30 protein-coding genes are annotated in these 20,506 nt (G+C 37.3%); 11 read left to right on the forward strand and 19 right to left on the reverse strand.

The genetic code is table 11. The features are described 5' to 3' along the window. Positions 1-12: 12 nt before the first annotated feature. The 9 genes from AMD27_RS08365 to AMD27_RS08405 all read right to left on the reverse strand — a co-directional run bounded on the left by AMD27_RS08365 (position 13) and on the right by AMD27_RS08405 (position 7,134). Positions 13-1,260 carry a phage minor head protein gene (locus tag AMD27_RS08365; protein WP_067658906.1) on the reverse strand — a complete coding sequence of 416 codons (1,248 nt, stop codon included), beginning with the start codon at positions 1,258-1,260 and terminating at the stop codon, positions 13-15. Beyond that, entirely contained in the window at positions 1,260-2,699 is a 1,440-nt protein-coding gene (locus AMD27_RS08370) for a phage portal protein family protein (RefSeq protein WP_067658909.1), read from the reverse strand. The genes AMD27_RS08365 and AMD27_RS08370 overlap by 1 nt, the downstream gene beginning before the upstream one ends. Before the next feature lie 8 nt (positions 2,700-2,707). Next, positions 2,708-4,117, reverse strand: a complete 1,410-nt coding sequence (gene terL, locus AMD27_RS08375; RefSeq protein WP_067658912.1) for a phage terminase large subunit — start codon at positions 4,115-4,117, stop codon at positions 2,708-2,710. Then, a complete protein-coding gene (locus AMD27_RS08380; protein WP_067658916.1) occupies positions 4,107-4,571 on the reverse strand; it encodes a DUF2280 domain-containing protein in 465 nt (154 codons plus the stop codon). Before AMD27_RS08380 ends, terL begins: the two co-directional genes overlap by 11 nt. A gap of 60 nt (positions 4,572-4,631) precedes the next feature. Further along, positions 4,632-5,276: a putative metallopeptidase gene (locus AMD27_RS08385; RefSeq protein ID WP_067658919.1), complete on the reverse strand. Its 645-nt coding sequence runs from the start codon at positions 5,274-5,276 to the stop codon at positions 4,632-4,634. Continuing rightward, positions 5,233-5,673, reverse strand: coding sequence for a hypothetical protein (locus AMD27_RS08390; protein ID WP_067658922.1), 441 nt, complete (start codon positions 5,671-5,673; stop codon positions 5,233-5,235). Before AMD27_RS08390 ends, AMD27_RS08385 begins: the two co-directional genes overlap by 44 nt. Positions 5,674-5,715: 42 nt before the next feature. Continuing rightward, entirely contained in the window at positions 5,716-6,048 is a 333-nt protein-coding gene (locus AMD27_RS18725; protein ID WP_171254790.1) for a hypothetical protein, read from the reverse strand. A 135-nt stretch (positions 6,049-6,183) separates the two neighbouring features. Beyond that, entirely contained in the window at positions 6,184-6,873 is a 690-nt protein-coding gene (locus AMD27_RS08400) for a hypothetical protein (protein WP_067658925.1), read from the reverse strand. 75 nt (positions 6,874-6,948) lie between these two features. Continuing rightward, positions 6,949-7,134, reverse strand: a complete 186-nt coding sequence (locus AMD27_RS08405) for a hypothetical protein (protein WP_067658928.1) — start codon at positions 7,132-7,134, stop codon at positions 6,949-6,951. 186 nt (positions 7,135-7,320) lie between these two features. Here AMD27_RS08405 and xseA point away from each other — a divergent pair, with 186 nt between their 5' ends. The 7 genes from xseA (at position 7,321) to AMD27_RS08440 (ending at position 12,345) form a co-directional block, all read left to right on the forward strand. Further along, positions 7,321-8,583: an exodeoxyribonuclease VII large subunit gene (xseA, locus tag AMD27_RS08410; protein WP_067662907.1), complete on the forward strand. Its 1,263-nt coding sequence runs from the start codon at positions 7,321-7,323 to the stop codon at positions 8,581-8,583. Continuing rightward, positions 8,576-8,770, forward strand: coding sequence for an exodeoxyribonuclease VII small subunit (xseB, locus tag AMD27_RS08415; protein WP_009586282.1), 195 nt, complete (start codon positions 8,576-8,578; stop codon positions 8,768-8,770). The genes xseA and xseB overlap by 8 nt, the downstream gene beginning before the upstream one ends. Further along, entirely contained in the window at positions 8,767-9,174 is a 408-nt protein-coding gene (locus AMD27_RS08420; protein WP_067658931.1) for a (deoxy)nucleoside triphosphate pyrophosphohydrolase, read from the forward strand. Before xseB ends, AMD27_RS08420 begins: the two co-directional genes overlap by 4 nt. A gap of 1 nt (position 9,175) precedes the next feature. After that, positions 9,176-10,018: an HNH endonuclease gene (locus AMD27_RS08425; protein WP_067658934.1), complete on the forward strand. Its 843-nt coding sequence runs from the start codon at positions 9,176-9,178 to the stop codon at positions 10,016-10,018. A 68-nt stretch (positions 10,019-10,086) separates the two neighbouring features. Further along, positions 10,087-10,737: a hypothetical protein gene (locus AMD27_RS08430; protein ID WP_150115765.1), complete on the forward strand. Its 651-nt coding sequence runs from the start codon at positions 10,087-10,089 to the stop codon at positions 10,735-10,737. A gap of 89 nt (positions 10,738-10,826) precedes the next feature. After that, positions 10,827-11,654 carry a PAAR domain-containing protein gene (locus tag AMD27_RS08435; protein WP_067658939.1) on the forward strand — a complete coding sequence of 276 codons (828 nt, stop codon included), beginning with the start codon at positions 10,827-10,829 and terminating at the stop codon, positions 11,652-11,654. A 7-nt stretch (positions 11,655-11,661) separates the two neighbouring features. After that, positions 11,662-12,345 carry a hypothetical protein gene (locus AMD27_RS08440; RefSeq protein WP_067658944.1) on the forward strand — a complete coding sequence of 228 codons (684 nt, stop codon included), beginning with the start codon at positions 11,662-11,664 and terminating at the stop codon, positions 12,343-12,345. Between the two features lie 39 nt (positions 12,346-12,384). On the opposite strand, the gene AMD27_RS08445 is transcribed toward AMD27_RS08440, so the two are convergent. From AMD27_RS08445 to AMD27_RS08485, 9 genes are read right to left on the reverse strand one after another with little or no spacing between them, the layout of a single operon-like run. Beyond that, on the reverse strand, positions 12,385-12,885 hold the full coding sequence (locus AMD27_RS08445; protein ID WP_067662910.1) for a hypothetical protein: 501 nt from the start codon (positions 12,883-12,885) through the stop codon (positions 12,385-12,387). 2 nt (positions 12,886-12,887) lie between these two features. Beyond that, positions 12,888-13,292, reverse strand: coding sequence for a hypothetical protein (locus AMD27_RS08450; protein WP_067658946.1), 405 nt, complete (start codon positions 13,290-13,292; stop codon positions 12,888-12,890). Then, on the reverse strand, positions 13,289-13,549 hold the full coding sequence (locus tag AMD27_RS08455) for a hypothetical protein (protein ID WP_067658949.1): 261 nt from the start codon (positions 13,547-13,549) through the stop codon (positions 13,289-13,291). Before AMD27_RS08455 ends, AMD27_RS08450 begins: the two co-directional genes overlap by 4 nt. Further along, positions 13,546-14,502: a helix-turn-helix domain-containing protein gene (locus AMD27_RS08460; RefSeq protein WP_067658952.1), complete on the reverse strand. Its 957-nt coding sequence runs from the start codon at positions 14,500-14,502 to the stop codon at positions 13,546-13,548. The genes AMD27_RS08455 and AMD27_RS08460 overlap by 4 nt, the downstream gene beginning before the upstream one ends. Beyond that, positions 14,499-14,837 (reverse strand): hypothetical protein, encoded by a 339-nt coding sequence (locus AMD27_RS08465; RefSeq protein ID WP_067658959.1) that lies wholly within the window; start codon positions 14,835-14,837, stop codon positions 14,499-14,501. Before AMD27_RS08465 ends, AMD27_RS08460 begins: the two co-directional genes overlap by 4 nt. After that, complete coding sequence (locus tag AMD27_RS08470) at positions 14,834-15,130, reverse strand: hypothetical protein (protein ID WP_067658962.1); 297 nt, start codon at positions 15,128-15,130, stop codon at positions 14,834-14,836. The genes AMD27_RS08465 and AMD27_RS08470 overlap by 4 nt, the downstream gene beginning before the upstream one ends. Next, positions 15,127-15,384 (reverse strand): hypothetical protein, encoded by a 258-nt coding sequence (locus AMD27_RS08475; protein ID WP_067658964.1) that lies wholly within the window; start codon positions 15,382-15,384, stop codon positions 15,127-15,129. The genes AMD27_RS08470 and AMD27_RS08475 overlap by 4 nt, the downstream gene beginning before the upstream one ends. A gap of 59 nt (positions 15,385-15,443) precedes the next feature. Then, complete coding sequence (locus tag AMD27_RS08480; protein WP_067658967.1) at positions 15,444-15,890, reverse strand: phage regulatory CII family protein; 447 nt, start codon at positions 15,888-15,890, stop codon at positions 15,444-15,446. A gap of 24 nt (positions 15,891-15,914) precedes the next feature. Continuing rightward, a complete protein-coding gene (locus tag AMD27_RS08485; protein WP_067658969.1) occupies positions 15,915-16,160 on the reverse strand; it encodes a transcriptional regulator in 246 nt (81 codons plus the stop codon). A gap of 1 nt (position 16,161) precedes the next feature. Between AMD27_RS08485 and AMD27_RS08490 the strand changes: the two genes are divergently transcribed. The 4 genes from AMD27_RS08490 to AMD27_RS08505 all read left to right on the forward strand — a co-directional run bounded on the left by AMD27_RS08490 (position 16,162) and on the right by AMD27_RS08505 (position 19,987). Then, the gene (locus AMD27_RS08490; protein ID WP_067658975.1) at positions 16,162-16,941 is read left to right on the forward strand and encodes a LexA family protein; all 780 of its coding nucleotides are present in this window, start codon (positions 16,162-16,164) and stop codon (positions 16,939-16,941) included. A 23-nt stretch (positions 16,942-16,964) separates the two neighbouring features. Further along, the gene (locus tag AMD27_RS08495) at positions 16,965-18,692 is read left to right on the forward strand and encodes an AAA family ATPase (protein ID WP_067658977.1); all 1,728 of its coding nucleotides are present in this window, start codon (positions 16,965-16,967) and stop codon (positions 18,690-18,692) included. A 27-nt stretch (positions 18,693-18,719) separates the two neighbouring features. Next, complete coding sequence (locus AMD27_RS08500; RefSeq protein ID WP_067658980.1) at positions 18,720-19,583, forward strand: DNA adenine methylase; 864 nt, start codon at positions 18,720-18,722, stop codon at positions 19,581-19,583. A gap of 80 nt (positions 19,584-19,663) precedes the next feature. Beyond that, positions 19,664-19,987 carry a hypothetical protein gene (locus AMD27_RS08505; protein ID WP_067658983.1) on the forward strand — a complete coding sequence of 108 codons (324 nt, stop codon included), beginning with the start codon at positions 19,664-19,666 and terminating at the stop codon, positions 19,985-19,987. Between the two features lie 197 nt (positions 19,988-20,184). Here AMD27_RS08505 and AMD27_RS08510 read toward each other — a convergent pair whose 3' ends face one another. Beyond that, a complete protein-coding gene (locus AMD27_RS08510) occupies positions 20,185-20,406 on the reverse strand; it encodes a hypothetical protein (RefSeq protein WP_067658986.1) in 222 nt (73 codons plus the stop codon). Positions 20,407-20,506: the final 100 nt, after the last annotated feature.

Consider the following 20,506-nt stretch of genomic DNA (forward strand, 5'->3'; position numbering starts at 1 on the left):
AATTAATTTCGATTAATACAAATTAAATAACGTGTTATTCGCCACAAAAAGGCGTGTAGCAAGCTTTTTTGTCTTCTTCAGCACTACTTCACTATCGGTAACGCTAACAACCTCTAAATTCAAATCAGGAGCCAATAACGCACCGTTTAAACCATTAATTTTACTTAAATCGAGTGCCACACCTTTAGCATCCAAAATCGTAATGTTTTTGCCTGATTCGGCAGAGGTTTTGAATAAAGTCGGTGTTTGGATCCCAATCACATTGCCTTTTTTCAACTCAAGAGAATCAAAGCCTTTCAGATTGTTACCTGTCAGCTTATTTTTGAGGTTCTTAGCAATCGAGAGTAGTGAGTCGAATGAACGCTTCATCCAACCAATAATAGACTTATCATCTTTCACCACAGCACTCTTCAGCAAATCAGTTAAAGCCTGCTCATCGTCACGTACCAATTCAGTCAGCATGCGTATGGCGCTAGGCTCAACGTCTTTTTTGGATTCAAGCACACGATCAACAATGGACTCATTAACCTGTTTAGATGCCTCAGACATTGGCTCAAACGCTTTCACAATCGAATCATTGGCTTCTTGCGACACAAGAGCCTCATCACGGACCTTAATTAATTCATCGGCTAATTTTGGCTCAGCATCAGCAATCTTCTGATCCAAGACTTCATTCAATTGCTTGCCGTAATTTGCAGGACCAGTTGCCCAGCCATTATCAGGTTGAATATCTGGTAAATCTTCGTCAATAGTGATGCCTTGTTTTTTTGCCTGCGCCTCAGTTAAAGCATCCGCACCGCAACGACATTCAAATCCATTGGGAGGATAATGCGTATACCAAAACGAATCATCGATGTGTCGAATGATATTGTTTAAAGCTAAATGACTCGGACGCACTCGACTATCAGTGAGTGATGAATAACGTAAATATGGTCGATTGGCTTTATTTGCCTGTTGTTGAGTCCAAATACCATGCGCATAAGCATTCTGAATATTTGTGCGGAAAATATTGTCCAAATGATGTGGGCTAAGTTCAATCCCTGACTCTTTAACAGCTTTTTGAAAGTCTTGAAAAGTTGAACCGGTTTCAATCGCCTTGTTTGAAAGATTAATTACCGTTCTAATCTGATCAAGTGAAGCCAGTTTGCTTACCGTGGTTGCGTATTGCCTTGCATTCAAATCTAATAAATAGAATTCTTCAGGCAAAACAACACGCTTTTCACGAGCATAACGGAGTGCGTCAGCGTAGGTTATTGACATCACTTACTCCGCTGTACATACCCAACCACATCAAATAAATACAAAGCTCTTGCCATGGTTGCATTGAACTTTTCAACCGATTCACTCGCCATCAAACCGTAAATCTTTTCTTGAAGCTCATCGGGATTCTTCACAGTCTCAACCACTTTCAAAAGTTCTGATTCAGAAAATAGCGTCTTATCAATGTCATCAACCAAATCATCAACTTCTTGCTGATCAGGGCTAATCTTCTGAACATCCGCTTTAAAGCTAAATGCCTGCTTCGGAATAGCTGAAAATGTCTTGGGTGTAAGCTCTTGAGCTTCGGCAATATCACCATCTTGCAAGCCATATTCACGCTGAAAATATTGTGGTGTAAGGTTAGCACCTGCATCTCTGAGCTTTACATCACGTTCAGCTTTATCAATTTCAAGTGATTTTTCATCACCAATAATGACTTTGTGCTGCGACCATTGGTTCAATTTGCACAAGGCATTCACAACAGCTTGAACCGTCGGCGTAATCATTCGAATATCTGATTTAAGCTTATCTTTTCGCACATTCTCATGTACTTGGCCTAATGCCCGACTGCCACCACCATCATTTCCCGATGTGAGCGTTTGACCCAGAATTAACTTTTGAATCTGACGCTTGATTTCATTGTTAAATGCATCAAATGATGTTCCTGCGGTTCCTTGCGCAACACCAATAACTTCCACACTATCTTCAGCATCAATTGAAATGACTGATTGTGCATGAGCCGACAACAAAGCGTCATTCATTGCCTGCACATCTTCATCACTGCCATCTTTAACTTTTCCAAGTAAGATTGGCGTGCCGAAACGTTCGAGAAATTTAGCCCAAAACTTAAATCCATTCTGCTTGAAAAAGAATAACCAATACAAAGATGCTAAAAGGGCCTTGCCATAGGGTTGTTGATATGAAGATTTACGGCGAGTTAGAAAAAACTTAACCACTTGATCAACTTCACTCTCTAAACCTGATTCAGGTCGATAAATTAAACGCCCATCACTCTTTGGCTCGAACCATTCCATAGGTTTTTCACCGACCCATTCAAGCCCGATATGCGTATCTTTTCGCTCATAAATTGCCTCTTGTACGGAATAACCGAAGAACAATGCATTGTGTGCTGATGTTGCAATCTCAACAAACCATTCATTCAATTCTTGAGTAAGTAATTCAGCTTCAGGCGTATCATTTGGCTCTAATCGATAAGGTGCACCGAGCAACGCATCTAAACGAGTTTCAGCAGCCTGACCTATCTCATCATCATCAAGTAAAATTGATAAGCGATGGCGCTGGATCCCTGCTTTTCTCAGTGTTTCATCAATATCAGGGGCTTTACCTGCATTGAAAAAGCTTTTTACGGCTAAATGAGAGTCAAGTGAACCGCTCGACAAAGCCTTGTTTTTAACTTTGTCTTTTTTAGACTTTGCCATAGTTGTTCCTAATTAATAGTACGTGTGCCTGCACCAGTAGGTTTTGCTCTTGTTCTAGCTTCTAGTAACTCGTTAAACGCATCACTTCCTGCATCGATTTGGTCATCATATTTGCCGTTTGGGAAGTTCCGCATTTCATTAATCAGCGGCTTATTCCAATCACCGCGAAGCATCCGTACATTACCGACGTTGACCTGAGCAGCAAAAGGTTCTGCACGAGTAATCTTGTCACCAGAAACTGTCTCAGCTTTAACAGAAAAGCCAGCGAGCATCTTAATAAAGCTTTTAGCTTGAGATTTACCAGCCTGGCCGGGATCTTGTGGAAGTCGAATTGCAACAGGCTTACCGTCCAGAGCAGCAGTTTGCTTTATTAGCTTTTCAACACCATCAGGACCTAACTGACCACGCTGCACATCCACAATGTAGATATACCCGTCTTTGCCTTTGGCTTGTCGCATACCAACCGTGTAATCACCCTCATTTTCAGAAGATGCCAGATCCCATGCTCGAACCTGTTTGATTATGTCTGCAGGTAATGCATCAACGATTTCAATATTGTCAGGCTTAAAAAAACCGCCTGCTGGCGGTGATGGTCTTTGGCGATATTGCCCCGAGAAAACATAAGGAGCTGCTAATTCCATTCGATTAAGTACTTCGATACTGTGCTTTGCTGGCCATAATGCCGATCCATCAGGTTGAATGGCTGAAAGCTCCAAATGTTCCCATACCTCACCATTCCCGCCATCAAGCAACCACCCTGCCAAATCTTCCTCATGTAATCGCTGCATAATCACAATGATGGGTGTGTCTGGTGAGTTGGTACGAGATTCAAGTGTATTCTGAAACCACTCAATCACGCCTTTACGAACCGTATCAGAACGCGCTTCACTGGCTTTATGTGGGTCATCAATGATAATTGCACCACCAAAAGTATCCCGAAACTTACCCGCACCGAAACCTGTAATCGTACCGCCAGTACCCTGTGAATAGCAGACACCGCCCTTTGCAGTTCGCCAATCATCCTTAGCTTTACTATCATCACGCAATTGAAAATCAGGAAATACACGCTTATAGGCATCTTCCTGTACAAGATTACGTGTCTGGAAAGCATTATTTGCAGCAAGTGTTGCTGAATAACTAACATGAATAAATTCACTGTCAGGAACGTTTCCAAAACACCAAGCCATAAAATTAATTACAGCTAATTCAGTTTTAGAATATCGTGGCGGAATATTGATAATTAATCGTTTGGTTTCCCCACGAAACACTTTCATTAACGCATCGCAAACAATTCGATGGTGCCAGTTGTGCAGCCATTTATATTTACGACGCTCTTTAAACATATAGCGTGAAAAGAAATATAAATCCTCTTGAGCCTCAATTTGAATGGCTAATTCACGCGCTGGGTCAATAGTCATTCAGGACTCCCTCCCGAGCTTTTAAATAACTCTCGGTTGGCACGTTCTGGTTTATTGTTTCAATTGGTTTACCATCTTTACCGGTGATTTCTTGACGAGTAATACGACCATCAGTTTCTTGATACGCTTGTTTGAGTAAATTCTGCTTAGCTCTTTTATTTCGCCCAGAATCCTCATACATCTTCTGAAGCTCGCGTAATCGAAATGCCTTGTTGGCTATCGCAATATCTTCAATATTCTTTCGAAAATCTGTCCGAGTTCGTTCAAATAAATCTTTCAATCTCTTACTAAGATTGCGTCCAGCAACTTTCGTTGGGTCGTAAAGCGCTACCTGTTGGCGTGTTATTTCAATCTTATAATCTTGCTTTACAGCGTCTACAACTTGTTGAGGGGTTTCAAAGCAAGCAAGAGACTGAACTATAAACATTTTTACAGGCTCTTTTAGTGCTGCCATAAACACCTCTTTGTATAGCTACGTATAGCAAGATAGGCAAAAAAATAGAGCCTTTCAGCTCTATCCAATCACGCAATTTCCACAGCACGCAGCAATATTGGTTTCCGATACAAACGGCGCATTCTTGGCAATTTCCAAAAGCCGTTTGACTGACTCATCTGCGCCCCATCGTTTTGTTTCACCAAAGAACACTTCTACATCATGGCCAGCTAAGTAATGCTTAGGCAGACCAGTATGATCGCTGTATATAGGTTCGCCGTCCTCATCACGTTCAACACCAATGTGATAAAGCTCATGCTCAATCAAACGGCAGAATTCACGATCTGAAGTCTGTTCGCAAAATGCTGCATCAACCGTAATCAGGTATTGAGGTACAAAACCAAACCAGTCACGCATCTGTTGTTCTTGCCTTGCCTTTTTCCATCCGCCCTGGTTAAACATCACTTTTTCACACTGACCAAGTACCATACGTTTTTTCGCTACGGCGGCAGATGAAGCCCAAGCAAATGCTAAAAAGGTTTCATCATCGTGCAGGAGCTCAGCAATATGATCATGATCTGGATTGTGAAGTTCACCACCAATGGTCAGCCAGTTTTTAATAACCCATTCTTTTAAATCTACGGCGGGTGCCAAGCGGATTGCTTCTTCCTCATCAGCCTGATCAATTAGCTCCGTCGGTGGGAATGGTCTGAATTGTTGTTCCATGATTAGCCTTTAAATTTCTAAGCCAAGCTGTAGTTCTACCCATATTGATATCAGCTTGCTCAAATCGCATATATCGATAACCCATTTCGTTAGCATGATCATATCTTTCAATGCTCCACGCCTTGGTAGCAAGCCGACCTTTACGGCCACCTGACCATGGACCACCAGCGATTTCAATCAGCATTCGATATTCAATTAAATGCAGATCAAAACGCCAATGCTTTGTGCTTTTAAAATGAAAATACTCTTCATACTTAATCTCCATCCGATCAATAATCTCTTTCAGTCGATCGAATGCTTCTACATATTTTTCACTGAGTTTTGCTAAGGATTTATGTTTAACTTTAGATTTTAACGGCGCCTTACCTGTCAGTGATTTGTATAGGTCTATATCCATAATTTGAGGTCAATAAAAAACCTCCACAAGGAGGTTTAAAGGCTAATGCAATATTGTATTTAACTTTGATTCAAACCAGCTTAAATAATCTTCCTTATCCCTAAAGTTAGGAGCCTCATTCACGTTGAGCGCTACTTCAGCATTATCCACGAGAATCATATAATTACTTGCTACTTGAGTTGACTCATCATCTGGCCTAGCTAATTCAAAATAATTTTTAAGAAACAACATATTGCAAACCATATTGTCAGCAATAATAGCCAGGCGAGACAGGTCTGTATTTCTTTTGAAATATTTGGGATTCACATCAGCTTTTTGATAATGCTTACTGCTCATAAATTCATCATATTTTTCTTCTAATTTTTGACGATCCACCAGCTGCTCGCTATCTTAAATTTCATATCTTCTAGTTTACATATTAAATGAAAAATTGTCTCATCAACCAGGTATTAGGATTTGGTTGGACAACAACAAAAAGTCGATTAGCGGAATGTAAAAAATAAGCTTAATTTACTCCTGAATCTCTATCTGCTCCACCATTGCTTCCTCAGCCTCTTCAATACCGTCATTCAATTCATTTTTAATATGATCAGATAAATCTGGAAAAAACTCGTTAAAATCATTATCTGCAATATAGCGATTGAACGCTAAAACACGCCACTTATTGTTCTTAATATCTCGCACAAAAATATGATCAATTAGCATAGCCTCAACCACGACAGTTTCTGAAGTATTTTGATTTTCTCCTTCATCTGGTTCCGCATCCACCTCTACTTCAAGATACGCCTGAACTGGGACTACACATATTTCACCGGACTGGGTTAAAAGATTAGCTTTAGGTGGTAGCAACTCATGGATGTACGGATTCGAAGGATCTTTGACATTGTGCTTAGCAATTACTTTAATTCTTTTGTTAAATTCACTTTTACTTATCCATTCATTGTTACTCCATGAGGGTTTTGCAAAAGATAAATGCTTATCTACCCAAAATTGCTTATCTGGATGGTTTTTATTAAATATGTATGTGTAATCATAGTGCTGAATATAATTATATATATCATCTACACCACCAACGTTCTCAACGTCTGTCTTTTCCTGAATTATTTCTTCAAATAATGGGTAGCTATTTTCACAATCTAAAGTTGCAGCATTCGCAAAAGTGGCTAAACAACTAACGAGACCAACCAATATTTTTTTCATAAATTTCTAACTTATATTTTGCAGATAAGAATTAAATGTACATCGATTTGTGAACTTTAAATTTATTCTGAGTTATTAAGTAATATCGATATTATCAGCAATACTTGAAATAACATTTTTACTGGTATTAACAACAAACTTTCCTGCTTCTACCAAAACCTCAATCACATCCACTGGGTTTGCGTGACCTAAATTATCAATTATAGGGTTTGATTGATTGTTTTCTTGCTGAGGGTTTTGTTCAGGCTCTTTGTTTTCCAAAATATTACACCCTTCTTTTAAGATTAAAGCCCACCATGAGGCGAGCTTTTTAGTTGAGTGCTACTGATACAACCACAGCACTATAACTGAAATATGCCATATCCCTTGCGCAAGGTCAATCATTCATCATTGTCTTTAATCATTATGTTCGTTAGTATTTTTGGTCCACCTTCTCGTTGCCCAATGATGTCTGAATACAAACTATCGTTAAGTGAATACTTGTCTACTGTGCAAGAAGTTATACGAGTAACCTTTGATGATCCTGTATGGGTTAAAGCAGAGATTAGAAATTTAAATATTAAAGGTGGCCATTACTATCTTGAGCTGGCAGAAAAAGAAGAAGGCTCGGATAAAGTGATCGCAAGTTGTAAGGCAACGATATGGAAATCCTCTGCTCAAAAGATGGTTCTTAAATTCGAACGTGAAAGTGGCATTGAGTTATCTCGAGATCTTAATGTACTTATCAAAGTTAAAGCCAAATTTGACCCGCAATATGGATTCTCAGTTAATGTAGAAGATATTGATTCAAGTTTTACATTGGGTGATATAGCACGGCGTTATCAGCAAACATTAGAAAAATTACGTACTGAAGGACTTGCCGATAAAAATAAACTTTTATCCACGCCATTTGATATTCAAAATGTCCTGGTCATTGCTCCAGAGAATGCTGCAGGTTTGGGTGATTTTAAAAAAGATGCTGATGCATTACATAAAGCCGGTGTTTGCCATTTCGTTTATCACAGTGCAACTTTCCAAGGTAATACAGCTCCAACCAGTATTAGGGATTCCTTAATCACTGCTCTTAAACAATGGGTCAAAGATTACGAAGTTGCTCCAGATCTAATCGTGCTAATTCGAGGTGGGGGATCTGTAAACGATTTGGCATATTTAAATGACTATGATCTAGCTGCCCTACTCTGTAAACGTTCAGTTCCTATTTGGGTGGGCATTGGCCATGAAAAAGACCGGACTATTCTTGATGAAGTTGCACATCGATCTTTTGACACTCCAAGTAAGGTCATTGGAGGCATACGCAATTTAATTGTAGAGCGTGTCCAAGATGTATCCGAATCACTGCAAACCATTAAACTACTATCGCAACATCAAATCACGTCGTACCAAAGCCAGAATGACCAATACATTAAGCTAATTAAGACACATGCCAATAATCACATTAATGAGGCCAATCGCAGCTTAGAATTAATTAAAGACACCACACAATATTTAGCTCAACAACGAATTAAGCTCGCCTCTACTCAAGTCGAATCTCTCATGCGTGAAACACTACTTCAGAATCCTAAAAATGTAATGGCCAAAGGTTTTGGTATCGTGCGCAGTCAAGGTAAAGCCATTCGTTCTATTCAACAAATTTCAGGTGATAGCATTCAAGTAGAATTACAGGATGGTATTATCAACGCCAATGTGACGCAGGTATCCAGCAATGACTAAGAAAGAGTTAACGTTTAAAGAAGGCTATGAAGTTCTGAAAAAGAATGCTGAACTACTTGAGTCTCAAGAAGAACCAGATATTGATAATTTAATGAAGATTGTTGAAGAGTCCATGTCAGCATACAAAGCTTGTAAGAGTCGTGTTGACGCCGTTCAACAAGCATTGAATGAGACTTTTAAAGAATGAAAAAGAAAGTACTGAAAGTTGTTGCCGCTGTAATTGTTTATGAGGATAAGATTCTATGCGCGCTTAAAGATACCCATAAATACGGTTATCTATCTAATAAGTACGAGTTTCCTGGTGGGAAAGTCGAATTAAATGAATCAAATGAACAAGCGCTTATTCGTGAAATTAAAGAAGAGCTTAACCTAGATATTACTGTCAATAATCACTTAATCACAGTTAATCATTCTTATCCTGACTTTGAGATTGAATTAATTTCATATCTTTGTACCACTCTTTCGACTGATAATCTTATAATACAAGAACATAAAGAAATTAAATGGCTTAGCTCACATGTGATTTTAAAACTTGATTGGGCTGCAGCTGACTTACCAATAGTTCATCACTTATCTGAAAAAGAATTTTAAAATGTTAAAAAATTATCAAGATTTAACTCCTGGGGACGTTCTTCTAAATCAAGATCTTTGTGATTATTTTGGATGCTCACCTCAAGGTGGTATGCGGAGATCTAAAAGAACTAATACTTTGATCATCGTTTCAAATCATGTTGAATCAATTTATGAGGATAAGTGGATTGGTGACATACTGCATTACACTGGCATGGGACGTCTTGGTGATCAAAAGCTCAATACTCAAAATAAGACATTAGCAGAAAGTAAGACGAACGGTATTACTGTTCATCTATTCGAAGTATTCAAGGATAAGAATTATATTTATCAGGGACCTGTTGAACTAATCGACGAACCTTACCAACAGCAACAAGAGGATGAGCAAAAAAAATCAAGAACTGTATGGGTTTTTCCATTACAGTTAAAATCAAAAAATTCAGCTGTGACTCTGACAGAAATTATTGAAACGAGTAAAAATAAACAGCGTAAATTACGTAAAAAGACGTTAGAGCAGTTAGCTGCAGAAGCCCAAGCAACGGCAAAAAATGATGTAGGCTTTCGAAATACTTCTACAAAGTATTACATTAGATCTGATTCAATCGTTCAACTTGCAAAAAAACTCGCTAATGGAATTTGTCAACTTTGTGAAGAAGCTGCTCCATTCTTGGACAAAAATGGTGACCCTTACTTAGAAACACACCATATCGAATGGTTAGCAAACGGCGGCTCTGATAGCCCTGAGAATACTGTGGCCTTATGCCCAAATTGTCATAAGAAAATGCACGTTGTGAACGATGAGAAAGATAAGCTGTTTCTTAGAATGAAAAATCTAGAGTTAAAAAAACTTCTCATAACTCAATAAATTTATATACACCAATGCATACATATAATTTATTTATAGCTAAAAATATTAAGGTTAAATTAAAAATTATGGATAACATTGATTTGAATTTTTGGTCCACTATAACGTTAGCAATTTTTGCATTTTTAGTGACAACAATTGGAGTTTATTACACACGTAATTCCTATTTGATTACTTTAAAAAGTTTTGAAAAAGTTAAAAGCAGATCTGAAAAAGCTAAACATTATTATCAGGAATACATTAATAAACCTCCATCTATAACCCCTTCACCCTTTTTAAAAAAAATTGATAGTGATGACCTAAATGAAAATGTAAACCTCCCCACAGAATTCACAGATTTCCTGATTAAAAATCATCCTAATCAGTATTTTCATTACGTTTCAAGACTCACAAAATCACATAAATATTTTGAAATTATTACCGTATCAGGTGTAACAACTTTAAAATCCAACATTAATTACATAGGGCTCAGACAATTAGGTTATTTTTTACTTTATGTTCTATTTGCAATGTTTGCGACCTTTTTAGTCCTATATTTTCCTCAAATTATAAATTCGTTTTCAATAGATAATTTTTGGGGAATTTTATATCTTTTAATAATTGCTATTATCCTTTTTTTAGCACTGATGTTTATGTGTCTTTTCAAAACCACCGATTTGTCAGAAACTCGTTTCTTAATTAACGAGCTAGAAAAACATAGTACAAATAATTCAGACTAAACTATTTAACAAAAGCACATTTGAAGGCAGAGACTATTTCCGATAAGATTTGACTTATCAATCGGTTTAATCAAATTGAGTTTATTTGAATGCAAGCAACAATAACAATAGGTGATAAAACCACTCATGGTGGTGTGGTAACTGAAGTTGATAATACTTTTATTGTTCAGGGAAAAGCTGCTCACCTACAAGGGATGAAACACTTCTGCCCTAAATGCAAAACAATGGTTTCAGCTATAGCGAGTAATAGTCTAGTTACCATAAATGGTAAAGCAATGATTGTCGCTGGTGATAAAACTACTTGTGGAGCAACTTTTGTTCCTGGTCAAAGTTTAGTAGGCAAAGCTCAGGGTGCAGGATCAAGTTCTGGTAGTAGTAATATCTTTTCTAGCTCAAGTTCGTCAAGTAGCATCGAAGACCAACTTAATAGTAGCTATATCGGTCAACAGGCTAAAACAAAAGTATATTATGTTGATAGAAATGAAACCGATGTCTTCATCAGTCACAAGGCTATAATCATGCCATTTGACGAAGGAGTTCAAGGGCTTTCTGGTGCAGTTAGTTACTTTCTAAACTATGTTTTAACCGGTAGAGATCTTTTCATAAGTGTGATGATGGATCCCAAACCAATTATTCATAGCGCTAAAATTCATCCCTACGGTAAAGTAACAATTAAGAGAAAAGGCGAAGATTTCGGTACAACTCGGCTTCAAGTGGGTTCAGGTGTCTGGAACACTGAAAAAGGGAAGATACCATTAGGTAGCTGCACTATAGAACTACCAGAACCTAATATTCAATTGGTCGAGGTTGAACTTGAGTTAGGGTATACCGCTCGTCCTAATGACAGTGTTGGATTTGTTACCCCTATTCCTCCATACAAGAAACACAAATTCACGTTAACTTCTTTTGCTAGATAAGCTACTTATGAAAAAATTTCTTCTTCCATTATTCATATCTTTTACAACACTAGGCTTAGCGACTGCTTGTAATAGTTCTTCCAACAACCCTGTAGAAAACTCTACTAACCCCAAAATAAGTTCAGAACTAAGCAGTGAAAGTAAACAAATTATTGATGAATACAATTCAATAATTTTAGAGTTTCAAAATGGTGATGATGAGACAAAAACGACTAAAAAGCTCAAATCTTTGATCCCTAAGCTTAAGCAAATTAATAGCGATAAAGAACGTAATCGTCTTTTGATAAGCTCATATTTGCGTATAGGAGAAATTGATCAAGCCTATAAGCTAACAGAAGAAATTTTAGCTAAAGAAAATAAACCTAACATGAAGAATTTCCAGTGTATGTTAATGGAATCGCTTAAAAAGCCAACTTCATTGATTAAGGGTTGTTATTCAGAAGCTGCTTCACTGTATAAAAATGAGTTAAATAAATTAGACCCTTCAGCAGCTACACACATTCAAATATTATGGGGATTTAATGTAAATATGTATCACGCAGGCAATGCAGAATACATAGAGAATCTTAAAAAAATTGTGGATGATCAAAAAAATGAAAATGATAAACTTATGTATGAGACCTTATTTGAATTAGAGACAAATACCAATGAGCGTCAAGACTTATTAAATACTATTGCATCACGCATATAGCTTTCTTATCGCCTATTGCAACTCATGAGGTGCTTTTTTTTAATATTCAATAAACCCATACTTACTATGCAAAGCAGCCAATCCACATTTAACATCCATTCGTGAATCCGTCTGAGTGCGGTTTTCACGAACCATCTCGGACCATGAATTCCCATAAAAATAGCGATCGATAATTGCATTCATCCAATCATCCAATATTTCAGACTGCCCCTTCATGTCTAAAATTAAACGCTGTACGGCGCGAGCTTCATTGTCATCGATTTCACAAAGAGTCCTGGTCTTTCGTGGTTTAGGAGGTTGATAGTCTCCTGTCAGATAGTCAGTAATGACCTGCAGCTGTTGAGCACGGCTTAGATCTTTCTGCTTCTTGGTTTTAATAGCATTATCCATCGCTACAGCGATTGGATTCACCGTGCGACCGCTTGAACCAGTATTGATATATAACCATGCCCCAAACTGAGTTAACCATCCCTCTAAATCAAAACGTGACCAATTTATTGATTGTAAGATGTGTTGTTTCTTTGCCACCGCTATACCCATGTTCATTCCCCCACCATCTTCTCAATTTGCCGTATCGCTAAACCTGACTTCACTTGCTCTGTACTAAACCGTATGACCTGATAACCCAACATCGTTGCAGCATTATATTTTTCCATATCCCCTAAATATCCTTTGCCTCTGGTATGCCTCCCTCCACTCCAGATCCCACCTTCAACCTCAACCAAAATCATTTTTCCAACTAGGTGGAAATCAGCCCGCCATTTTCTGTTTTGATGAAACTTAAATTCTCTCTCAAATTCGATCCTGAGCGCTTTAAGCTGAATTCCTAACAACGACTCACCTTCACTCTCAATTTGCTTACCACGGCGCGGAGATTTTGATTTACGCGCATTCTTACTCTTGGTTCCGTACAAACTTTTGTATTCAGAAAGGGAAATACTCGTCATTCAGATTTTCCAAGTGCGATGTCAGCAAATAATTTTCTTGCAGATGCACTCAGTAAAAAACCCTGTGGTACACAACCATCTTTTTCAACAAGTCCCCAATTTGCCAACCCATTCAAATAGCGCTGTAGGCTTCGAATGGAAATGCCCATGTTCGGTTGAATTTCATCGTAAATTTGTTTTACAGAGATTCGGCCATTGGTCGTAGACATGATTCTCAAGATCATCAGGTTTGTGATGGTGCGATCAGCTTCGGTCATGCTGCATTCCCCTGCAGAGATCCACTGAATCCAACTTGCTTGAGATACGATTCCCATTTTTTTGCTTGCGCTGGGTTTTCAAGTTTCACGGCGATACGTGCTGCAAGTTTGTCGTATGACTCCCCTGGTTCACTGAACTTCCCTGCGAACTCAGGATGGTGAGCAAGTTTTTGAGCGAAGATCTGAATTTGTTTTTCAGTGAGTCCTGTTGAATTTGTTTTCGGTGAACTCGAATTTCCAAAAGCGCCTGAACTTGGTTTTTCAGAATATTTGGTTTTGTAGGCGTTGATCAGCCAATCAGCGAAGTGGTAGATCATCAAACCATCGCTCATGGATTTTTCAGCGTTGTAAATTTCAAATGCTCGTTTTTCTCGTTCAGCCCATTTTGAATTCATGATGGATTCAAATTCGATTTCGTCATCGGCCAAGTAAATTTCTTCACGAAGTTTTTTAAAGCAAAACCACGTTTTTTTATTTTTAGATTCTAATGATAGATTCTTTGAAAGATTCCGTGTCCCAACGTTGGGACCCTTTAACGGAATTATTGGGACTCTTTCATGGAATTGTTGGAACTGTTCCGTTGTTGGAACTGTTCCACTGTTGGGACTGTTTAAATCATCATTTTCAGCATCAAAGAGTACCGTTGTTGGGACTGTTTCACGGCCATTTACGCCCACCAATTGATAGACTTTTACCTGTTTGGTTCTGCCTTTGCGCTCACCGGTATCTGCAATTAATCCATCTTCAATAAGCTCATCGATGATTTTAAGAACAGTCTTACGGTCCATTTCTGTATCTTCTACCAACCTGCTCATGCTTGGATATGCACAGTGATCTTCGCCAGCACGATCAGCAAGTGAGAGCAATACTAATTTTTTAAGCGGTTTCAAAGCACCGCCTTTTTTGGCGGGCATTTCAATTTTCCATGCCCATACACTTGCATCTAAGCTCATAACTGAACTCCCAACTTAATCAACCCTCTGACTTCGAGCTGACGTATGATTCTTGGAGCTATAAACTCACCTTTAATTTTGTAACGTGTACGAGCCTTCTCAGATACCTGAATGAGCTTTTCACCTTCCTGCAGAAGCTTTCGCACGGCGATTGCTTTCTCGCCCATTTGTGTAGATTGCTCGATCATGTAAAAACGTTCCTGAGCCTCTATAGCGGCATTCATTTTTGATAAAGGCATTGCTACTAGCTCCAAAGCGGTATAAATCCGAACGGGTTCAAGTAAGTCAATTTGTCTTTCTTGAGCGACAAAAGTGGTTTTAGGCTTTTTGCTCATTTATCACCATCCTTTGGCTTCACATATCCACCAAATGCCATTACTTGATCTGCTTTAATTAAACTCGAGATAACTTGATGCGCTAACCAAATCGTTATGCGAAAGCGGTATGCCATCTTTTGCGCCAGTTCTTCCTTGGTCACTGCAGCATTGTTTTCGTTATAGCCACGGCGTTTAAGATTGCCTCGCTTAACCACATAAACTTCATCCAACAACTGCAGCGTCGGTTCATAAAATGACTGCACACTCTGTTGTTGCCTAAATTCAGGTTGTTTTTGAAATTGTGTATTCATGACACCTCCGCTATGGATCGCTCTGTTGCGGACAAACGACGCTTCGCCATAAGTTCTGCAGGTGATGCCAGTTGAATATCGGTGCGATGTACGAGCTGATCACCTTCCAACCAATAATATTCTGCAGGTTGAAATGCCTCGACCATCTTGAGGTCATCAATTTTGATATGGTTCATGTACACCACGACATCACCAGTCAGGAAATCTGTGTCTGGATTGTTTTGGACGACTTGTTGTGCTAAATTTGATTTCATATTCAATACCTTCGAATGTTTTGAATTACTGAAAGCCTGATTCTCTAGATCAGGCTTTTTTATTCGTCTACGCATTTGTTTATTTGAGCGCCTAGTTCAGCTAGCACCACATGTAACTGGTGAATCACTTTTGACATATCCATTGCTTCCCCACGTGTGATTCGTCCATCTGTCATCATTTCTTTGAATAGCGAATACACGTCACCCCCTCCCATACCAAGACTCAGTACTAGATCTGTGAGTGCCGTATCTCTGCATTCAGGAATGCACGGTAGATTAATGGCCACTTTTCCATGTTGGGCATTTAAGCTCTGTAAAATCCTAAAGTCGTTTGTGAGTTCCATCAGTTTTGAAGCTTCAATCAGCGTCAAATGATGGGTCTCTGTATTTGGGTTCACTTTGCTGTTCAGCACTGCTGGGCTTTTGATGCCTAAGCGTGGTGCCAATGCGTTAGATCCGCCTGGATAGTCGTGCACGGTGTTGTAAGCAGCATCTGAAATGTTCATTGAGAGTCCTTTTGAACGTGGTTATTAAACAGATGCTTTATTACTATTTTCAGTAGAACGAACATATGCCCAATTGATATCTGGACGTAATTGTTCGGCCTTTACCAGTTCATTGGTAAATTCTTCAATAGGTAAACAACGCTCTTCAGGAATTCTATTGAAATTCCATTTACTTAAAGCCCATGGCGTTATGCCCAATCCACGGGCTAATGCAGATTTACTGCCAGCTATTCCTATCGCTTTTTCTAATGCATTTTTTGGAGATGACATAATGCAACCACTAACACTACTTAAAGTAGAAGATAATATACTACCAAAAATAGAATTGGTGCAACTAAAAATACGGGGTAAACTTCTACCATTGGTAGAAAGTGGAAAGCGATCCAAAGTGCAAACAGTTAAATATCAAGAATTTGCATCTAGACTTAAAAGTCTTATGGAAAAAAATGGCTCACCAATAAAAACAGTGAACCAGTTAAAAGATGCTATCGAAGTGACATATGAAATGGCACGACGTTATACGCTTGGTTCTGCAAAGCCTCGTGAAGAGAAAATGCAGGTTTTAGCTGAGAAATTTAATGTTGATATTAGCTATTTGGATCATGGAACTGGTGTAGAGCCGAATATAACTAACCCATTCCCTATTGCTGGCCGTTTAATCCCGGTTATTTCTTGGGTACAGGCAGGTACATGGACCAGTGCTGAAGCTGTTCCTGCGAATACTCAATTTGATGAATGGCTTCCACCAAATCCAAAATGTGGAAAAAATGGTTACGGACTTGAAGTTGTGGGTGAATCTATGCTCCCCGACTTCCGACCTACAGATAAAATATATGTAAACCCTGACTTTCAGGTAAGTGACTTGAAAACTGGGGATTTAGTTATTGTTTCTTGTGAAGGTGATAAGGCTGCTACTTTTAAAAAACTCATCGTAGAAACAGACAGTATGTATTTACAGCCTTTAAATCCTGAATGGTCTGAGAAAGCAATTGCTTTGGAGGATGGCTGTAAATTGGTTGGGAAAGTTGTTGGTTTATACCGAGATGTTTAAAATTATTTTTTTGGGGAATAAATATGAAAATTAAACTTAAATCCATCAACTTTGGAGAAAAAAAATTCAGGAAATTGCAAAAACTTGATATAAAATTTTCAGATAGAATAACCGTTATAGGTGGTTTAAATGGTATTGGGAAATCCACTATCTTAGGTTTGATTGCTAATTGTAGCGGAATTAGATCAGCTACTTATAAAAGTTATTTTGATAGCGTATATCAATCTAATTTTCAAGAACTTTTTCATTTGGATGAAAATGACGATTACTTAGAATCAACTGAAAATAAGGCATATATTGATATTGAATATGATTGTGATGGCAATAAGTTTTTAAAACGTTGCAGTGTAACAAGGCATAGTGAAACTCTCGAAAATAGCGAAACAATAACTAGATTAAAAATTGTACCTAGAAGTCAAGACAAGTCCATGGGGAGTTTATTAAAAATAGGTGATTCAGCTAAAGTTCCATTGCCTACCTTATATCTTGGAATGAGTCGTATGACACCTATTGGTGAATATGAAAAAGATAGAATTAAGCAAACTAAAATTAGAATTATTGACCAAATCGATAAAAATTATATATATGATCTTTTTAGTCGCGTAGTTGTATTTGATTTATCTCCAGTTACTGAACCAATTATCGATCATGATTTTAAAGGCTCTAAAAAAAGATCAAAAATTCCCAGCTTAAAGCATAATACTCTTTCAATTTCCTTGGGTCAGGACTCTTTGAGTAGCATCTTTACAGCTTTAGCTTCTTTTAAAAAAATACAACGTGAAATGGGTAGTGAATATCCAGGCGGTTTACTAATAATTGATGAAATTGATGCTGGTTTACATCATATTGCTCAAGTCAGATTAATAAATTTATTGAAAACTGAAGCACGTAAATTAAATATTCAAATCATATTCACTACGCATTCTCTAACAATATTTAAAAATATACTTACCGTTAATGATCAACAAAGAGCTAATGGAAATATTCCTGATTCTGTTGTCTACATGCATAATACACCATCTCCTAAAATCACCCCTAATCCGTCATATATTTGGATTGAAAATAATCAATTTTCGCAAAGTAACATAGAAACACAACAAGTCGAAATTCCAAGAGAGGTTAAAGTTTATCTTGAAGATGAGGAAGCTGCTTTTTTTCTAAAAAAAATATTTTGTTTTAAAAATACAAACGATTATGTTAAAACTTTCGGTGTTGATTTAAAAATAATCCCATTGAAAGTTAGCTGTACTAGCCTAATGAATCTATTTATGGCAGATGATTATTTTAAGGGTGTAGTAATAATCCCTGATAACGATATTCTCTCAGAACAAGGTAATAGATTAATCGTTGAGCATAATCAGCAGTTTTCTCCATTACCGGGTGATAAATCTTTCACACCTAACACAATATCAACAGATCGGAATCCAGAAAAAATAATTTACAATTATATTAACAATAAAATTGTAAATTATAATAATGATGATCAGTTTTGGGAAAAACTATTAGAATATAATAATGGTTCATATGATTACGATTTTATATATAATACTATTTTACCATTACCTGAAAATGATACCAATCATAACCACTTTAAGAAACCACGTGATAGAATGAAATACTGGTTTAATTTACATAAAGACTTTATAGAAAATGGTAAAATTATTGAGCTATGGTGTAGCGAAAATGAATCAAATGTTGATTCATTTTGTTCAAACTTTGAAAAGAGTGTTGCTTTTGTCACTCAGCAATGATTTATTTCCATCTTATAAGGAATATAAGTGTCTTCTTTTTTAACACCGCTTCGCTATCCTGGTGGAAAAGGTAAATTTGCGCCATTTGTTAAAGACTTAATGGCGGTTAATAACTTATCAGGCGATTATCTGGAACCTTATGCTGGGGGTTCTGGGGTTGCTTTAGATCTACTGTTTAATGAATGTTCTCAAAATATTCATATCAATGATTTTGATATTGCTGTTTTTAATTTCTGGAAATCCGCTACCGAACAAACTGATGGAATTTTGAAACTTATTCAAGATACCAATGTGACTATCGAAGAATGGCACAAGCAAAAGCTCATTTTGAATAACCCCAACGAATTCACCCAACTTGAACATGGTTTTGCTACTTTCTTTTTAAACAGAACCAATCGTTCTGGAATTTTGAAAGGTGGTGTTATTGGTGGTAAAAATCAAGATGGGAACTATAAACTTGATGCACGCTACAATAAAAACAACCTATCAAAACGTATTGAAAAAATTGGCTTATATAAAGATCGTATCAAAGTCTACAATGAAGATGCATTGGAACTTTTAAAAAGAGTTGACTCTTTTTTACCTGAAGACTCCTTGATATATCTTGATCCCCCATACTATGTTAAGGGTCAAGGTCTATATAGAAACTTCTACGTTCATGATGATCATGTAAAGATTCGTCAGGCTTTAGATAATGTTAAATCTAAATGGATTGTATCTTATGATAACTGTCCTGAAATCAAAGAAATTTACTCAGGATATCGTCAAGAAGATTATGCTTTGAATTATAGCGCTTATTACAAAATGAAAGGTTCTGAAGTCATGATTTATTGTGATCATATAGAGCCAGTAGAAATACCCAATAAACAATTTGAATTTGATATTGCATAAGTTGACTTCCCACCCTAACGGTGGGCTTCTTATCATTTTAATTCTATAATTAAAAAACCTATACTTTAATTGCCATAACAATGAAAAAAATTCTAATACCTATGCTTTTCAGTATCGCAATTACGGGCTGCCAAAAAGAATATGCTGAAAATCCAAATAGTAAAACTAGATTCGAAACGTCTGATGCTTTGATTGGAACTTATCTCGATAAGCTAGACTCGACTTCTACATCTCTTGAAGAAAAGACTCAGATTGCCTGTAAAGACTACCCAAATGAATACAAAAAGAATTACATGCCTGCCCTTTTAGTCCTCTCGCCTGACTATACAGAAACTGAGCTTTTAAAAGATTTAGACACAGCTTTAGATTATTACAAAAGCAATCTAAATATTAAGTGTGAATAAATTTTAATTTTTTACTGCGAACCCGACGTAGTCCTTTGGATCGGGTGGAGAAACCATGTTTGAACTTAGAGTTATTGATGTTTCAAGAAGTGATCTTGTAAATTTATTTAAGCACTCATTTAAATCTCTACCCAATCAAGGTGACTGGATAGAGATTGATAAAGATGAAAAAGGATTAATCTATGAGGTTGTAAAGATTATTCATTCTTCAAAAGGATTGGATTCTGATATCTATGTAAAGCTTGTTGGATCAACTCCAATAGCTGTGAAGAGTCTGGTTCAGAAAAATGACAACCAATAATTTGATTTTTTTCACTTAAGTCTTTTTGGTCTGTAATAATTATTCCAAGAAAATCTACACCAGTAAGACCTTGTTTTTTTATTTCGACTAATTCACCTTCTTTTGTAATACCAATCATTCAAAATAACTCCAAATAACCCACCCTGCGTGGGTTTTCTTTTGCCTAGGATAAACCAAAACAACTTAAAGTAGAATTATTTTCTACTATGTATTGACTT

Origin of the sequence: Acinetobacter sp. TGL-Y2 (assembly GCF_001612555.1) — a bacterium.
Lineage (GTDB): Bacteria > Pseudomonadota > Gammaproteobacteria > Pseudomonadales > Moraxellaceae > Acinetobacter.

Bases quoted from the DNA above. Each gene is read 5' to 3' on its own strand.
- AMD27_RS08365 (WP_067658906.1), bottom strand. From the start codon at position 1,260: ATGTCAATAACCTACGCTGACGCACTCCGTTATGCTCGTGAAAAGCGT.
- AMD27_RS08370 (WP_067658909.1), bottom strand. From the start codon at position 2,699: ATGGCAAAGTCTAAAAAAGACAAAGTTAAAAACAAGGCTTTGTCGAGC.
- terL (WP_067658912.1), bottom strand. From the start codon at position 4,117: ATGACTATTGACCCAGCGCGTGAATTAGCCATTCAAATTGAGGCTCAA.
- AMD27_RS08380 (WP_067658916.1), bottom strand. From the start codon at position 4,571: ATGGCAGCACTAAAAGAGCCTGTAAAAATGTTTATAGTTCAGTCTCTT.
- AMD27_RS08385 (WP_067658919.1), bottom strand. From the start codon at position 5,276: ATGGAACAACAATTCAGACCATTCCCACCGACGGAGCTAATTGATCAG.
- AMD27_RS08390 (WP_067658922.1), bottom strand. From the start codon at position 5,673: ATGGATATAGACCTATACAAATCACTGACAGGTAAGGCGCCGTTAAAA.
- AMD27_RS08400 (WP_067658925.1), bottom strand. From the start codon at position 6,873: ATGAAAAAAATATTGGTTGGTCTCGTTAGTTGTTTAGCCACTTTTGCG.
- xseA (WP_067662907.1), top strand. From the start codon at position 7,321: ATGTCTGAATACAAACTATCGTTAAGTGAATACTTGTCTACTGTGCAA.
- xseB (WP_009586282.1), top strand. From the start codon at position 8,576: ATGACTAAGAAAGAGTTAACGTTTAAAGAAGGCTATGAAGTTCTGAAA.
- AMD27_RS08420 (WP_067658931.1), top strand. From the start codon at position 8,767: ATGAAAAAGAAAGTACTGAAAGTTGTTGCCGCTGTAATTGTTTATGAG.
- AMD27_RS08425 (WP_067658934.1), top strand. From the start codon at position 9,176: ATGTTAAAAAATTATCAAGATTTAACTCCTGGGGACGTTCTTCTAAAT.
- AMD27_RS08430 (WP_150115765.1), top strand. From the start codon at position 10,087: ATGGATAACATTGATTTGAATTTTTGGTCCACTATAACGTTAGCAATT.
- AMD27_RS08435 (WP_067658939.1), top strand. From the start codon at position 10,827: ATGCAAGCAACAATAACAATAGGTGATAAAACCACTCATGGTGGTGTG.
- AMD27_RS08440 (WP_067658944.1), top strand. From the start codon at position 11,662: ATGAAAAAATTTCTTCTTCCATTATTCATATCTTTTACAACACTAGGC.
- AMD27_RS08445 (WP_067662910.1), bottom strand. From the start codon at position 12,885: ATGGGTATAGCGGTGGCAAAGAAACAACACATCTTACAATCAATAAAT.
- AMD27_RS08450 (WP_067658946.1), bottom strand. From the start codon at position 13,292: ATGACGAGTATTTCCCTTTCTGAATACAAAAGTTTGTACGGAACCAAG.
- AMD27_RS08455 (WP_067658949.1), bottom strand. From the start codon at position 13,549: ATGACCGAAGCTGATCGCACCATCACAAACCTGATGATCTTGAGAATC.
- AMD27_RS08460 (WP_067658952.1), bottom strand. From the start codon at position 14,502: ATGAGCTTAGATGCAAGTGTATGGGCATGGAAAATTGAAATGCCCGCC.
- AMD27_RS08465 (WP_067658959.1), bottom strand. From the start codon at position 14,837: ATGAGCAAAAAGCCTAAAACCACTTTTGTCGCTCAAGAAAGACAAATT.
- AMD27_RS08470 (WP_067658962.1), bottom strand. From the start codon at position 15,130: ATGAATACACAATTTCAAAAACAACCTGAATTTAGGCAACAACAGAGT.
- AMD27_RS08475 (WP_067658964.1), bottom strand. From the start codon at position 15,384: ATGAAATCAAATTTAGCACAACAAGTCGTCCAAAACAATCCAGACACA.
- AMD27_RS08480 (WP_067658967.1), bottom strand. From the start codon at position 15,890: ATGAACATTTCAGATGCTGCTTACAACACCGTGCACGACTATCCAGGC.
- AMD27_RS08485 (WP_067658969.1), bottom strand. From the start codon at position 16,160: ATGTCATCTCCAAAAAATGCATTAGAAAAAGCGATAGGAATAGCTGGC.
- AMD27_RS08490 (WP_067658975.1), top strand. From the start codon at position 16,162: ATGCAACCACTAACACTACTTAAAGTAGAAGATAATATACTACCAAAA.
- AMD27_RS08495 (WP_067658977.1), top strand. From the start codon at position 16,965: ATGAAAATTAAACTTAAATCCATCAACTTTGGAGAAAAAAAATTCAGG.
- AMD27_RS08505 (WP_067658983.1), top strand. From the start codon at position 19,664: ATGAAAAAAATTCTAATACCTATGCTTTTCAGTATCGCAATTACGGGC.
- AMD27_RS08510 (WP_067658986.1), bottom strand. From the start codon at position 20,406: ATGATTGGTATTACAAAAGAAGGTGAATTAGTCGAAATAAAAAAACAA.